The 14925-nt window shown below is 70.0% G+C and carries 10 protein-coding genes and 1 pseudogene; 4 read left to right on the top strand and 7 right to left on the bottom strand.

Annotated features, from left to right (window positions below):
• Window positions 1-14 precede the first annotated feature (14 nt).
• Genes ACFY1J_RS12230 through ACFY1J_RS12220 form a run of 3 tightly spaced genes read right to left on the bottom strand, consistent with a single transcriptional unit; the run spans window position 15 to window position 3726 of the window.
• Window positions 15-869: an FAD binding domain-containing protein gene (locus tag ACFY1J_RS12230; RefSeq protein ID WP_390705894.1), complete on the bottom strand. Its 855-nt coding sequence runs from the start codon at window positions 867-869 to the stop codon at window positions 15-17.
• Complete coding sequence (locus ACFY1J_RS12225) at window positions 866-3247, bottom strand: xanthine dehydrogenase family protein molybdopterin-binding subunit (RefSeq protein WP_390731185.1); 2382 nt, start codon at window positions 3245-3247, stop codon at window positions 866-868. Before ACFY1J_RS12225 ends, ACFY1J_RS12230 begins: the two co-directional genes overlap by 4 nt.
• Entirely contained in the window at window positions 3244-3726 is a 483-nt protein-coding gene (locus ACFY1J_RS12220) for a (2Fe-2S)-binding protein (RefSeq protein WP_390705896.1), read from the bottom strand. The genes ACFY1J_RS12225 and ACFY1J_RS12220 overlap by 4 nt, the downstream gene beginning before the upstream one ends.
• A 253-nt stretch (window positions 3727-3979) precedes the next feature.
• Between ACFY1J_RS12220 and ACFY1J_RS12215 the strand changes: the two genes are divergently transcribed.
• Window positions 3980-5950 carry a GTP-binding protein gene (locus ACFY1J_RS12215; protein WP_390731184.1) on the top strand — a complete coding sequence of 657 codons (1971 nt, stop codon included), beginning with the start codon at window positions 3980-3982 and terminating at the stop codon, window positions 5948-5950.
• 121 nt (window positions 5951-6071) lie between these two features.
• Complete coding sequence (locus tag ACFY1J_RS12210) at window positions 6072-7934, top strand: cellulase family glycosylhydrolase (protein ID WP_390731183.1); 1863 nt, start codon at window positions 6072-6074, stop codon at window positions 7932-7934.
• Window positions 7935-7999: 65 nt separating this feature from the next.
• Here the strand turns inward: ACFY1J_RS12210 and ACFY1J_RS12205 are convergent, their stop codons facing one another.
• Complete coding sequence (locus ACFY1J_RS12205) at window positions 8000-9250, bottom strand: YncE family protein (protein WP_390731182.1); 1251 nt, start codon at window positions 9248-9250, stop codon at window positions 8000-8002.
• Between the two features lie 180 nt (window positions 9251-9430).
• Here ACFY1J_RS12205 and ACFY1J_RS12200 point away from each other — a divergent pair, with 180 nt between their 5' ends.
• On the top strand, window positions 9431-10090 hold the full coding sequence (locus tag ACFY1J_RS12200) for a TetR/AcrR family transcriptional regulator (RefSeq protein WP_390731181.1): 660 nt from the start codon (window positions 9431-9433) through the stop codon (window positions 10088-10090).
• 41 nt (window positions 10091-10131) lie between these two features.
• On the opposite strand, the pseudogene ACFY1J_RS12195 reads toward ACFY1J_RS12200, so the two are convergent.
• Window positions 10132-10775: pseudogene (locus ACFY1J_RS12195) on the bottom strand (glycosyltransferase); the annotation flags it as partial.
• Between the two features lie 140 nt (window positions 10776-10915).
• Between ACFY1J_RS12195 and ACFY1J_RS12190 the strand changes: the two are divergent.
• Window positions 10916-12895 carry a ricin-type beta-trefoil lectin domain protein gene (locus ACFY1J_RS12190; RefSeq protein ID WP_390731180.1) on the top strand — a complete coding sequence of 660 codons (1980 nt, stop codon included), beginning with the start codon at window positions 10916-10918 and terminating at the stop codon, window positions 12893-12895.
• Between the two features lie 9 nt (window positions 12896-12904).
• Here the strand turns inward: ACFY1J_RS12190 and ACFY1J_RS12185 are convergent, their stop codons facing one another.
• Both ACFY1J_RS12185 and ctaD read right to left on the bottom strand, forming a co-directional pair.
• Window positions 12905-13240 (bottom strand): hypothetical protein, encoded by a 336-nt coding sequence (locus ACFY1J_RS12185; RefSeq protein ID WP_390731179.1) that lies wholly within the window; start codon window positions 13238-13240, stop codon window positions 12905-12907.
• A complete protein-coding gene (ctaD, locus tag ACFY1J_RS12180; RefSeq protein ID WP_390731178.1) occupies window positions 13237-14862 on the bottom strand; it encodes a cytochrome c oxidase subunit I in 1626 nt (541 codons plus the stop codon). The genes ACFY1J_RS12185 and ctaD overlap by 4 nt, the downstream gene beginning before the upstream one ends.
• Window positions 14863-14925 lie beyond the last annotated feature (63 nt).

Raw genomic sequence — 14925 nt, 5'->3', positions numbered from 1 at the left:
CGGGTGATCGGCGCTCACCCCATTCCGGTGGCGGTCAGGACCGCCCGCTTGGTCAGCACCCGTGCGAGGTGCGCGCGGTACTCGGGCGAGGCCGACACGTCCCGTGACGGCTGGGTGCCCTCGGCGGCCGCCTCGGCGGCCCGCGCCACGGCCGGTGGGTCCCCGGCACCGGCCAGGGCCCGCTCGGCCGCGTCGGCCCGCAGCGGGGTCGCGCCCATGTTGGTCAGCCCGATGCGTGCCTCGGCGATGTGCCCGTCGTCGCGCCGCACCAGGGCCGCCACGCCGACGATCGCCCAGGCCTGGGCGACCCGGTGGAACTTCTCGTAGTGGAAGCTCCAGCCGTCCTTCTTCGGCACCCGCACCTCCACCAGGAGTTCGTCGGGCGCCAGCGCCGACTGGAGGTAGTCGAGGAAGAACTCGCGCGCCGGGATCGTGCGGCGTCCGCCCGGTCCGACGGCGACCAGCTCGGCGTCCAGGGCCAGCACCACGGCCGGGAGGTCTCCGGCCGGGTCCGCGTGCGCGAGCGAGCCGCCGAGGGTGCCCCGGTGCCGTACCGCCGGGTCGGCGACCGTGGTCGTGGCGGCCGCCAGCAGACCGGCGTGCCGGCGCACCAGCGGGTCGCGGATCACGTCGTGGTGCGTGGTCATCGCGCCGATGACGAGCGTGTCGCCGTCCTCGCGGACCCCGCGCAGCTCAGGGATCCGGCCGACGTCCACGACCAGCTCCGGGAAGGCCAGCCGCAGCCTCAGCAGCGGCAGCAGGCTCTGCCCGCCGGCCAGCACCTTCGCGTCCTCGCCCGCGTCCGCGAGCGTGCTCACCGCCTCGTCGACGCTCGACGGACGGGCGTAGTCGAATGCGGGGGGAATCATGCCGAGGCCTCCTTACCGGAACCCGCTGCCCGCACGGCCTGCCAGACCCGCTCCGGGGTGCACGGCATCCGTACGTCCTGCACACCCAGTGGCCTGAGCGCGTCCACGACGGCGTTGACGACGGCCGGTGTCGAGGCGATCGTCCCCGACTCCCCGACCCCCTTGGCCCCGAGCGGGTTGGAGGTCGCCGGCGTCTCCGTCCGGTCGGTCACGAAGTCCGGCAGGTCCGCGGCCGACGGCACGAGGTAGTCGGCCATGGTGCCGGTGACGAGGTTGCCCTCGTCGTCGTACACGGCCTCCTCGAACAGCGCCTGCGCGATGCCCTGCGCGATGCCGCCGTGCACCTGTCCCTCGACGATCATCGGGTTGATGACCCGGCCGACGTCGTCGACGCAGACGTACGACCGGATGCTGGTCCGCCCGGTCTCGGTGTCGACCTCGACCGCGCACAGGTGGGTGCCGTGCGGGTAGGAGAAGTTCTCCGGGTCGACCAGGTGCTCGGCGTTGATGGTGGGTTCCATGCCGTCGGGCAGATCGTGCGAGGAGAACGTCTCGAAGGCGACCTCCTGGATGGTCCTGCGTGCCTCGGGCGAGCCCTTCACGGAGAACACGCCGCCGCTGAAGTCCAGGTCCTGCTCGCTGGCTTCGAGCAGATGGGCCGCGACCTTCCGCGCCTTCTCCACCACCTTCTCCGCCGCCCGGTGCACGGCCGCCCCGCCGACGACCAGGGACCGTGAGCCGTAGGTGTCCATGCCCTGCGGGGCCGCCTTGGTGTCGCCGTGCACCACCTCGACGTCCTCGAACGGCACGCCCAGCACATCGGCGGCGATCTGGCTCCAGCAGGTGACGTGCCCCTGGCCGTGCGGGCTGGTGCCGGTGACCACCTCGACCTTGCCGGTGGGCAGCATGCGGATGCTCGCCGCCTCCCAGCCGCCGGCCGCGTACCTGAGGTCGCGCAGCACCCGGCTCGGTGCCAGGCCGCACATCTCGGTGTACGTCGACACGCCGATGCCGAGGCGTACGGGGTCGCCGCGCTCGTTGCGCTTGTGCTGCTCGGCGCGCAGGTCGTCGTACCCGAACAGGGCGAGCGCCTTCTCGGTGGCCGCCTCGTAGTTGCCGCTGTCGTAGGTCAGCCCGGCGATCGAGGTGTACGGGAACTCCTCGTGCCGGATCCAGTTCCGGCGCCGCAGCTCCACCGGGTCCAGATCGAGTTCGGCCGCCAGTTCGTCCATGATCCGCTCGATGGCGAACGTCGCCTCCGGGCGCCCGGCGCCGCGGTAGGCGTCGGTGGGGGTGCGGGTGGTGAAGACGCCGGTGCAGTTGAACTCGTAGGCGTCCATCTTGTAGATCCCCGGGTACATGAAGGCGCCGAGGATCGGGATGCCCGGCGTGACGAGCATCAGATACGCGCCCATGTCGGCGATCAGGTCCACCTTCAGGCCGAGGAGCCTGCCGTCACGGGTGGCGGCGACCTCGACGTCCTGGATCATGCCGCGGCCGTGATGGGTGGCGAGATAGCCCTCGGAGCGGGACTCGGTCCACTTCACCGGCCGGCCCAGCCGCCGGGCGACCGCGACGGCGATGGCCTCCTCGCCGTACACCTGGAGCTTGGAGCCGAAGCCGCCGCCCACGTCCGGGGCGATCACCCGGAGCTTGTGCTCGGGGACGCCGGTGACCATCGCCAGCATGATCCGCAGGATGTGCGGGATCTGCGTGGCCGAGTAGACGGTGTACTCGCCGGAGGCCGCGAGCGGGGTGACGACCACCGCGCGCGGCTCCATCGCGTTGGGGATGAGCCGCTGCTGGTGGTAGCGGCGCTTCACGGTGACCTCGGCACGCTGCCGGACCGTCTCGAAGCTCTCGCCGGTGGCGAGCGGCCAGAGGTAGCTGCGGTTGGTGCCCTTGTCGGAGTGGACCAGGGGGGAGCCCTCGGCCAGCGCGGCCTCCAGGTCGAGCACCGGGGGCAGCGGGTCGTAGTCGACCTCGATCGCCTCCAGCGCGTCGGCGGCCGCGTACCGGTCGCGGGCCACCACGACCGCCACCGGGTCGCCGGCGTAGCGCACCTCGTCGACGGCGATCGGCGGGTGGTCGGGCAGCACGATGTCCTCGGTCACCGGCCAGGCGCACGGCAGCGAACCCATTCCCTCGGCGAGGTCGGCGCCGCTGAACGCCGCGACGACACCGGGGCGTTCCAGCGCGGGGGAGACATCGACCCGTGCGATGCGGGCGTGGGCCATCGGGCTGCGCAGAATCGCCAGGTGCAGCAGTCCGGTGACCTGGATGTTGTCGGTCCAGTTGGTCTGGCCGGTGACCAGCCGGGCGTCCTCCTTGCGCAGCCGGGAGCGTCCGACCTCGCCTTCGACGGCCTGATCGGTCATGCCGTCACCTCCTCGGCCAGCTGTTCCCCGGAGGCGGCGAGCACCGCGCGGACGATGTTCTGGTAACCGGTGCAGCGGCAGAGGTTGCCCTCCAGGGCGTGGCGCACCTCGTGCGCGGCGGGGTGCGGGTTCTCGGTCAGCAGATCGCGTGCGGCCATGATCATTCCCGGGGTGCAGTAGCCGCACTGCAGGCCGTGCTGCTCGTGGAACGCGCGCTGCAGCGCCGTCCACTCGCCGTTCTCGGCCAGCCCCTGGACGGTGGTCACCTCGCTCCCGTCCGCCTGTACGGCCAGCACCGAGCAGCTCTTGACGCTCGCCCCGTCCAGGGCGACCGTGCACGCCCCGCAGTTCGAGGTGTCGCAACCGATCGGGGTGCCGGTCAGGCCGAGGCGGTCGCGCAGGTAGTGGGCCAGGAGCAGACGGGGTTCCACGTCGTCCTCGTACGTCGTGCCGTCCACCTTCACCTTGATGTGGGTCATGTGCCCTCCAGACCGTGCGGGCGTGGGAGAGGGAAATCAGCCACCGAACGTGATGTAGGTCACTCTATGGCCACCCCTTGGATGCGGCGAGTGCTGTGACGGGGTTTCGTTGAGCGTTAATCCATTGCCGCTCGGGCCCGGATCCTGCTCCACTGCACGGGACCAGTCGTCACCCGGAGAGGACCAGAAATGCGCGCTGCGTGCATGTCCACCCAGGAAGGAATCCCATCCATGCCGAAGGACATCACGCTCAGTGCACCTGCTCAATCTCGGAATTCTCGCGCACGTAGACGCCGGTAAGACCAGCCTGACCGAACGGCTGCTCCACACGGCCGGGGTCATCGACGAGCTCGGAAGCGTCGACGACGGAAACACCCGGACCGACACCCTCGCGCTCGAACGGCAGCGGGGTATCACCATCAAGTCTGCCGTCGTCTCCTTCCCTCTCGACGGCGTGACCGTCAACCTCATCGACACCCCCGGCCACCCGGACTTCATCGCCGAGGTGGAGCGGGTCCTCGGTGTGCTCGACGGTGCCGTCCTGGTCGTCTCGGCGGTCGAGGGCGTCCAGGCGCAGACCCGCGTGCTGATGCGGACGCTGCGAAGGCTGCGCATCCCCACCCTGGTCTTCGTCAACAAGATCGACCGGCGCGGCGCACAGGACGAGCCCGTGCTGCGGGCGATGGCCCGGCGGCTCACCCGGGCGGTCGTACCGATGGGCACGGCCACCGGACTCGGCACCCGCGAAGCCCGCTTCGCCCCCGGACTCGGCCCGGCCGCGCTCGACGCCCTCGCCGACCTCGACGACGAACTGCTGGCCGCGTACGTCGAGGACACCGTCTCGTACGACCGTCTGCGCACCGTCCTCGCCGACCGGACCCGGCAGGCACTCGCCCATCCGGTCTACTTCGGCTCCGCCGTCACCGGCGCCGGCGTGCCCGAGCTGATCACCGGCATCGAACAGCTGCTGCCCCCGGCCGGGGGCGACCCCGACGGCGAGCTGTCCGGCACGGTCTTCAAGGTCGAGCGGGGCCCGGCGGGGGAGAAGATCGCCTACGCGCGCATCTTCTCCGGCACCCTCCATGCCCGAGACCGGGTCCTCTTCGGCGCGGCCCCCGAAGAGGGCAAGGTCACCGCGGTGAGCGTCTTCGAGCAGGGCGCGGACCTCCGGCAGGAGAGCATCGGGGCCGGCCGGATCGGCCGGCTGTGGGGTCTGGGCGGCATCAGGATCGGTGACCCGATCGGGGTACCGAGGGCGGGGCAGGAGCGCCACTTCGCCCCGCCGACCCTGGAGACGGTCGTCGTCCCCGGACCGGGCGTGGACCGGCGCTCGCTGCACATCGCGCTCACCCAGCTCGCGGAGCAGGACCCGCTCATCGACGTGCGCCACGACGAGGCGCGGCAGGAGAGCTCCGTCTCGCTCTATGGAGAGGTGCAGAAGGAGGTCGTCCAGGCGACCCTCGCCGACGAGTACGGGCTGGACGTCACCTTCCGCGAGACGACGACCCTCTGCATCGAGCGTCCCGCGGGCACGGGGTCGGCCGTCGAGTTCAACAAGAAGGCCCCCAACCCGTTCCTCGCGACCGTCGGGCTGCGCGTCGATCCGGCCCCGGTCGGCGCGGGCGTGGACTTCCGGCTCGAAGTGGAGCTGGGCGCCATGCCGTACGCCTTCTTCAAGGCCGTGCAGGACACGGTCCGCGAGACGCTCGGGCAGGGGCTGCACGGCTGGCGGGTCACCGACTGCACGGTCACCATGACCCACTCCGGCTACTCGCCCCGGCAGAGCCACGCCCACCAGGGCTTCGACAAGAACATGTCCAGCACCGGGGCGGACTTCCGCGGGCTCACCCCGCTCGTCCTGGTCGACGCGCTGCGCCGCGCGGGCACCCGGGTGTACGAACCCATGCACCGCTTCCGCCTGGAGGCCCCGGCGGACACCCTGGGCGGCCTGCTCCCGGTGCTCGCCCGGCTCGGGGCGGTGCCGCAGACCACCGGGACGCACGGCTCCAGCTGTGTCCTGGAGGGCTCGGTACCGGCTGCCCGGGTGCACGGGCTGGGACAGCGCCTGCCGGGCCTGACCCGGGGTGAGGGCGAGCTGGAGAGCGCCTTCGACCACTACGCGCCGGTCACCCGGGGCACGGTGCCCGAGCGGCCGCGCACCGACCACAATCCGCTGAACCGCAAGGAGTACCTGCTGAACGTGACGCACCGGGTGAGTGGCTGAGGGGGGCGGCGGGGCCGACGAGGGTGCCGGCCGAAGAGGTCCGGGCCGACGAGGCGCGGCCGAAACGGAACTTACTCCGGAGTCAGCAGGGTTGACGGTGTCCGGAAAGCACCGGACTGTAATGGACATGACGAATATCCGGGCGCGTTTGTTCGTTGTCCTGGTTGTCCTCTGTGGATTCCTGGTGGTGGCCGGCACCTCGCCCGCCACCGCCGCCACCCCTTCCGACTCCCTCTGGTTCGACGGCACCGCCCTCACGGTGCAGAACGGCCGCTTCGTCGACGGCCAGGGCCGCGAGGTCGTCCTGCGCGGCTACAACGTCTCCGGCGAGACCAAGCTGGAGGAGAACGGCGGCCTGCCCTTCGCCTCGGTCGCCGACGCACGGAAGTCGGCCACCGCGCTGCGTGCCCTCGGCGGCGGCAACGCGGTCCGCTTCCTGCTCTCCTGGGCCCACGCCGAGCCCGTGCGGGGCCAGGTCGACACCGCGTATCTGGCCGCCGCCACCGAGCAGATGCGCGCCTTCCTCGATGCCGGCATCCGCGTCTACCCCGACTTCCACCAGGACCTCTACTCCCGCCACCTCTTCAACTCGGGCAGCTGGTACACCGGCGACGGCGCCCCCAAGTGGGCCGTGGAGCTCGGCAGTTACCCCACCGAGTCCTGCGGGATCTGCTTCTTCTGGGGCCAGAACATCACCCAGAACTCGGCCGTGACGAAGGCGCAGTACGACTTCTGGCACAACAACTACGGCCTCCAGGACGCCTTCCTGGCCACGGCGCAGTCGACGATGGCGTACCTCGCCCAGCACCTCACGGACACCGAGTTCACGGGCGTCGTCGGCTTCGACCCGTACAACGAGCCGTACGCGGGCAGCTACGACTCCGGCCAGACCAGCCGCACCTGGGAGCGGGACCTGCTGTGGCCCTTCTTCCAGAGGTTCCGGGCCCGCATGGACGCGGCCGGCTGGCAGGCCAAGCCCGCCTTCGTCGAGCCGAACCTCTTCTGGAACGCCAACATCTCCTCCCAGAAGCAGGAGGGCGGACTGCTGGACGCGGGCACGCTCGGGTCGCGCTATGTCCTCAACACCCACTTCTACGACCAGAAGGCCATCTCCGGCATCCTGATGTGGGGCAAGGCGGCCGACGGCCAGTACACGGCCGACTTCGGCACGATCCGCGACCGCGCCTCGGCCGCCGGGACCGCGGCCGTGGTCAGCGAGTACGGCCACCCCCTGTCCGGGACGGTGTCGGACAAGGCGCCGACCGTCCTCAAGGCGATGTACCAGTCCCTCGACTCCCGTCTCCCCGGCGCGAGTTGGTGGTCCACCCCGGCGTCCTCCGGACCGGTCCTGTCCGGCTCCCAGTGGCAGTGGGACATCTACAACGGACGCCACCACGAGCTGATGAACGGCAACCCGGACAAGGTCCTCACCTCCGGCGACGCCTGGAACGACGAGGACCTCTCCGCCGTGCGGCTGGACGACTCCGGCACGGTGACCCTCCGGCAGGATTCCCGCCTGCTCGACCGGATCTACCCGAGCGCCACCTCGGGCACCACCGCCGCCTTCACCTACGAGGACCGTTCCCGGGACGGCTCGGCCACCCTGACGTGGAACCCGGTGCCGAGTTCGCTCCCGAACGTGTCGCGCCTGGTGGGCTCCGGCCAGTACGGCGTCCTGGTGTGGCGCTCGGGCAGCGGTACGGCACCCACCGAGCTGCATCTGCCGGCCTCCTTCCCGGCGTCGGCCACCACGGTCGTCTCCGACCTGGGCACGGCGTACGCGCCTTCGTCGTACACCGCCTCGACCCCGGTCGGCGTGGCCCCCGAACCGGGCGGCACCGGAAGCCGCCGCCTGTTGCTCACCGACGCGGACTCGGGCGTCCTGCACTACGCGCTGGTGACCAACGGGGCGACGGCGCCGTCCGCGGACCTGCTGAGCGCCGCGCGGTCCGAGCTGGCGGCGTGGGCGACGGCACACTTCTGACGGCGGACCGGCCTTCGGGGTGGTGCGTGTGCACCCCGGAGGCCGGGCGGCGGCTGCGCGCGAGGTCAACTCGACGACGGACCGGTCCAGTCGGACTGGACGTGGCCCAGGCGGACCCGCTGCGGATGGTCGCCGACCGCGACGGACGTCACCTTCTGCCCGGTCGCGAAGTCGATGGCGGTGACCTGGTCGGCGCCACTCTCGGAGACGATGCAGTCCTTGCCGTCGCCGCTGACCGTGGCCCAGTAGGGCTTGGAGGTGGTGACCAGCGGGCCCTCCTGGAGGGTGGCGCGGTCCACCACGGTCGCGTAGTCGTCCATGGTGCCCGCCACGCACAGCTTGGTGCCCGCGGGGTTCATCGAAATGCCGTGGTGGCGCGAGTCGTTGACCCAGGTGGTGCGGTCCTCGCTGGTCGCCGGATTCTTCGGCAGGGTCTTCATCCGGGTGATCTTGTCGGTGGCGACGTCGTACTCCAGGAAGCCGTTGAAGAACGAGACCTGGAAGTAGAGCTTCGACTCGTCGGGGGAGAACACCGCGGGGCGGACGGCGTCGGAGAAGTTCTTGAGGCCGAAGGCGTCCAGCCGGTCGCGCATGTCGATGACCTTGACCTGCTTGTAGGTCGTCGCGTCCACGACCGTGATGTGCCGGTCGCCCTTCGTCCAGTCCCAGGCCGGGTCGTCGAGGGCGGTGTTGACGTCCCCGATGGACATGTTCCAGATGTACTTGCCGTCCTTGGTGAAGATGTTCTCGTGCGGCTTGTCGCCGGTCGCGAACGACCCCAGCTGCTTGCCGGTGTTGATGTCCAGCACATGCACGGTGTTGGCGGTCGAGGCGGAGACCGCGACCCGTGTGCCGTCGGGGGACACGGCCATGTGGTCGGCGCGGTAACCGGCCACCGGGAAACGCCAGTTGATCTTCCCGGTGGCCAGGTCGATCGAGACGACGTCGGCGAAGCTCGGCCGGGACACCACCACGGATCTGCCGTCCGGCGTGGAGTACATGTCGTCGACGAACTGGTCGTGGCCCTCGCCGACGCTGTTGCGGATGGCCATGAAGTAGATCCACTTGATCGGGTCGGCGTTGATCTCCGCCATCCGGGCGTCCTTGTCCGGGACGACGTTGATCCGGCCGACCTTCGCGAAGTCGCCGCTGGACTTGATGACGTCCGCGGTGCCGCCCCAGTTGTTGCCGACGAACAGCACCTCGCGCAGGGAGGCGGCGTCCGTGGCGGCCGTGGCGGCGGTCGCGGGGGCGGTGAGGGTCAGGACGAGGGCGGCGGCTACGGAGCAAAGGTGCCCGGGTCTGAAGGCAGGCATGACTGCTCTCTCCTCTGGGTGGGGTGTGGCGGGAGCGGTGCCATGACAGGGCGATGAATCTGAACACGTGGGCATTCAGAGTTAACTTACTGAAAAGTAAGGTGGGGTGGCCTTCTCCACAAGACCGCGTGCGCGACAAAATTGGCTGCCTGGTGGGCGAGTTGGGGACGGGAGGGGATCGTGGGGGGCAGGCTCAGGCCGCCGACCGGCCGCTACGCGGGCAAGTCCGCCGAGGAGCGGCAGGCGGAACGCCGGCGGCGGTTCCTGGACGCGGCGCTCCAGCTCTTCGGTGACGCGCCCGGGTTCCGGGCGGCGACCGTCGCGTCCCTCAGTGAGGCCGCGGGCCTGTCGACCCGCCAGTTCTACGAGGAGTTCCGCACCCTCGAAGACGTCCTCGCCGCACTGCACCTGCAGGTCAACAACTGGGCCGAACAAGCCGTGCTGGCCGCGGCGGCCGAGGCGGAGGGGCTGTCGCTCGCCGAGCGCGCCGCCATGATCTTCCGCGCGTACGCGGCGAACGTCACCGCCGACCCGCGCCGCATCCGCATCACCTTCGTCGAGATCATCGGCGTCAGCCCACGCCTGGAGGAACAGCGCCTCGCCCGCCGGGCCCGCTGGGTCGAACTGATCTGCGCGGAGGCGAGGGCGGCCGCCGCACGCGGAGAGGCCGCGCCCCGCGACTACCGCATCGCAGCAGCGGCGTTCATCGGCAGCGTCAACGGCGTACTCCACGACTGGAGCGCCGGCTGGGTGGACGCGACCCTGGACGAGGTGGTCGACGAACTGGTCCGGCAACTGCTGGGGATACTGCGCCCGGGCGACTGGCAGGGACCCACCTGAGCCGACGCTGCGGGCCTGGCCGTCCAACTGGCCTGCTGCCCCAGCCGCTCCACCGCGGCCAGTACCGGGACCGCCCCGTCCGCCATGCGAATGGGGGCGCCCAGAGCGCGTGCGCGTTCGGTCAACGAGGCGTCCCGGGCGGCCCGTGCGAGGGCCTAGGGCAGGGCCGTCACGGTCAGGCCGCGCAGGGGGACGACGGTCGGTGCCCCGCCCAGTAAGACCGGTCGGGCGACCAGAAGCCCTCGCCGAACTGGATCCGGACCGGCACGGTCGGCACCCTGGCCCGCGGCCCCGCCGGGGGCCCGCGCCCGTATGGTGGACCACCGCGGCCGTCCGGAGGAACGGCGCGGAGTGCGGGACCTCTCCGATGGTCAGCATGTCGTCGCCATCGGCCGCGAGCCCGCCCCAGCCCCGCTGGATCACCCCGCGCAGCCCCGCCCGCCGCAGCGCCGCCCCGATCTGTGCGCTCAGCCGCCGGGCGTCGGGGACGGTGGCGCTGCCCAGCCTCACGAACACCGGTGGCGGGCCCGGGTCCAGGAACTTCCGCAGCCTGTCGGGGAGTTGGGCCTTGCCGTCGTACGGCAACCGGTAGCCGCAGAGGCTCAGTCCCGCTCGCCAGTCCCGGGGCCGGGGGACCCACCAGCGGGCTGAAGCCGTGGTGTACCGGCCGGTGCTGTCGCTCCCGTACCAGGCTGTCGCAGCCGTTGACTTCGGCCTCGTGCGGCTCTACGGTCGGCGCGCAATGCGTTCGGTTAGCCGATCTGTGTTCGGTATTTCGAATAAGTGATGTCCTGATCACGTCCCCACCGCTCGTGGAGGAGCCGCATGTACCCCCCACCCCGATGCGCCGGCAGCGGTTTCGTACGACGCTGCAGAGCCGCCGTCCTACGCGTCCTCGTCCTCGCCCTGACCGCGACCACCGCGCTCCTCTTCGCCCAGCCTGGTACCGCCCGGGCGGCGACGGTGCGTCAGGTCTCCGTCCCCGCCGCCCCGATGGGCTGGGCCTCCTGGAACAGCTTCGCCGCGAAGATCGACTACAGCGTCATCAAGAAGCAGGTCGACGCGTTCGTCGCCGCGGGACTTCCGGCCGCCGGATACCGGTATGTCAACATCGACGAGGGCTGGTGGCAGGGCACCCGGGACAGCGACGGCAACATCACCGTCGACACCGGTGAGTGGCCCGGCGGCATGAGCGCCATCGCCGACTACATCCACAGCAAGGGCCTGAAGGCCGGCATCTACACCGACGCGGGCAAGAACGGTTGCGGCTACTACTACCCGACGGGCCGCCCCGCCGCGGCCGGCACGGGCAGCGAGGGCCACTACGACCAGGACATGCTGCGGTTCTCCCAGTGGGGCTTCGACTTCGTCAAGGTCGACTGGTGCGGCGGCGACGCCGAGGGGCTCGACGCGGCGACGACGTACAAGTCCATCAGCTCCGCCGTCGCCAAGGCCTCCGCCGCCACCGGGCGCCCGCTCACCCTCTCGATCTGCAACTGGGGCTACCAGAACCCCTGGAACTGGGCGCCGGGCCAGGCCCCCATGTGGCGGACGAGCACGGACATCATCTACTACGGCAACGCGCCGTCGCAGACCAACATGCTGTCCAACTTCGACCAGACCCTGCACCCGGCGTCCCAGCACACGGGCTACTACAACGACCCCGACATGCTGATGGTCGGCATGTCCGGCTTCACCGCCGCCCAGAACCGCACCCACATGGCACTGTGGGCGATCTCCGGCGCGCCGCTGCTGGCCGGCAACGACCTCACCACGATGACCGCCGAGACGGCCGCCATCCTCAAGAACTCCGACGTCATCGCCGTCGACCAGGACCCGCGCGGCCTCCAGGGCGTCAAGGTCGCCGAGGACACCACTGGCCTCCAGGTCTACGGCAAGGTGCTGGCGGGCACCGGCAACCGTGCGGTCGTACTGCTCAACCGCACCTCCTCCGCGCAGAACATCACCGTCCGCTGGTCCGACCTCGGCCTGACCGGCGCCTCCGCGACCGTCCGCGACCTGTGGGCGCAGAAGGACCTGGGCTCGTACGCCACGGGCTACACCACGAGCGTCCCGGCGGGCGGCTCGGTGATGCTCAAGGTCAGCGGCGGCACCGAGGCGGCGAGCACGGGCTACAGCGCCACCTCCACCGGCAAGTACACCGGCGTGAGCGCCGCGAGCACCGGCCTGAACGTCGTCGACATCGCCTACACCAACACCGGCTCCACCGCGGTCACCGGCACCCTCCAGGTCAACGCCCAGACCTCCACCACGGTCTCCTTCCCGCCGACCGGAACCGGCCAGGGCACGGTCTCGGTCCAGGTCGACCTGTCCAAGGGCTCCGTCAACTCCCTCACCTTCAGCGGAAGTTCACTGCCCGCGCTGGGCACGGTCACCGTCGCCCCGGTCCCCGGCACCAATGGCAACCTGCTCGTCGGCAAGCAGTCCGGCCGCTGCGCCGACGTCTACAACAACACGATCACCAACGGCACCCAGGCGGAGCTCTGGGACTGCAACGGCGGCGGCAACCAGGTCTGGACGTACACCCCCCGCAAGGAACTCGTGGTGTACGGCGACAAGTGCCTGGACGCCTACAACCTCGGCACCACCAACGGCACCAAGGTCGTGATCTGGGACTGCAACGGCCAGAACAACCAGAAGTGGAACGTCAACTCCGACGGCACGATCACCAACGTCAACGCGGGCCTGTGCCTGGACGCCTACAACGCGGCCACCGCCAACGGCAGCTCACTCGTCCTGTGGACCTGCAACGGCGGCAACAACCAGCAGTGGTCCCGGACCTGACACCGCTGCCTAGGCGGCGGCGAGCACCAGCAGACTCGTCGCCGCCAGCAGGGCACCGCCCAGTACGCACCAGGCCACCAGCCGCTGCCTCAGCGCCCGGTATCTGGCCTCGTACATGTGCCGCAGCTCCGCCGCGCGTTCGGCGGTGCGCTGCCACGAGGTGCGGGCCAGCGCCAGGTACTCCGCCTCGAAGTGCCGCTCCAGGTCCTCCCGTTGGCTGTCGGTGAGCCAGCCCAGCCGGGAGACTGCACGGGCCGCCGCCGCACGTCCCTCCTGCCGTGCGGCGGCGAGCAGCAGATGGCCCTCGATCTCCTGGACGAGCGTCCGCTCCTCGCCGCTGCTCATCGCGCGGTCAGCTCCCGCTCCGCCGACCGCACCTGCGGATGGTGCAGGTCGAACGCCGGGGACTCGCTGCGGATCCGCGGCAGGGTGACGAAGTTGTGGCGCGGCGGCGGGCAGGAGGTGGCCCACTCCAGCGAACGGCCGTAGCCCCAGGGGTCGTCGACCTCGACCCTCTCGCCGTACCTGGCGGTCTTCCACACGTTGTAGAAGAACGGGAGCAGGGACGAACCCAGCAGGAACGAGAAGATCGTCGAGACGGTGTTGAGTGTGGCGAAACCCTCGACCGCCAGGTAGTCGGGTACACGGCGCAGCATGCCCTGGGCGCCCAGCCAGTGCTGGACGAGGAAGGTGCCGTGGAAGCCGATGAACAGCGTCCAGAAGGTGATTTTGCCAAGGCGTTCGTCGAGCATCTTGCCGGTGAACTTGGGCCACCAGAAGTGGAATCCGGCGAACATGGCGAAGACGACCGTGCCGAAGACCACGTAGTGGAAGTGCGCCACGACGAAGTACGTGTCGGAGACATGGAAGTCGATCGGCGGCTCGGCGAGGAGGACACCGGTCAGTCCGCCGAAGACGAACGTGACGAGGAAGCCCATGACCCAGAGCATCGGTGTCTCGAAGGACAGCGAGCCCTTCCACATGGTGCCGATCCAGTTGAAGAACTTCACCCCGGTCGGGACCGCGATCAGGAAGGTCATGAAGGAGAAGAACGGCAGCAGCACACCGCCGGTGACGTACATGTGGTGGGCCCACACGGTCAGGGACAGACCGGCGATCGAGATGGTCGCGGCGATCAGGCCCAGGTAGCCGAACATCGGCTTGCGGGAGAAGACCGGGATGACCTCGGAGATGATGCCGAAGAACGGCAGCGCGATGATGTACACCTCTGGGTGGCCGAAGAACCAGAAGAGGTGTTGCCACAGCAGGGCTCCGCCGTTGGCGGAATCAAACACATGGGCGCCGAACTTGCGGTCCGCCTCCAGGGCGAACAGCGCGGCCGCGAGGACCGGGAAGGCGAGCAGGATCAGGACGGCGGTCAGCAGCACGTTCCACACGAAGATCGGCATGCGGAACATGGTCATGCCCGGGGCGCGCATGCAGATGATCGTGGTGATGAAGTTGACCGCGCCGAGGATGGTGCCGAAGCCGGAGAAGGCCAGACCCATGATCCACATGTCGGCGCCGATGCCCGGCGAGCGGACCGCGTCCGACAGCGGGGAGTAGGCGAACCAGCCGAAGTCGGCCGCGCCCTCGGAGGTGAGGAAGCCGCCGACCGCTATGAGTGACCCGAACAGGTAGAGCCAGTAGGCCAGCATGTTCAGCCGGGGGAAGGCGACGTCGGGTGCACCGATCTGGAGCGGCATGATCCAGTTGGCGAAGCCGGCGAACAGCGGCGTCGCGAACATCAGCAGCATGATCGTGCCGTGCATCGTGAACGCCTGGTTGAACTGCTCGTTCGACATGAACTGCAGGCCCGGACGGGCCAGCTCGGCACGCATGAGCAGTGCCATCACGCCGCCCAGGCAGAAGAACCCGAACGCCGTGAGCAGATAGAGCGTTCCGATGGTCTTGTGGTCGGTGGTCGTCAGCCACTGGACGGCCTTGATGTTTCTGATCCTCTTCACGCCCCGCCTGTGTCCGCGCCGGCCCCACGCGTCACACTCGGACGACGCGACGAGAATCACGGA

This window comes from Streptomyces sp. NPDC001406, assembly GCF_042895285.1.
Lineage (GTDB): Bacteria > Actinomycetota > Actinomycetes > Streptomycetales > Streptomycetaceae > Streptomyces.
Note: the sequence above shows the minus strand (reverse complement) of the source record. Positions and strands in the feature narration are given on the sequence as shown.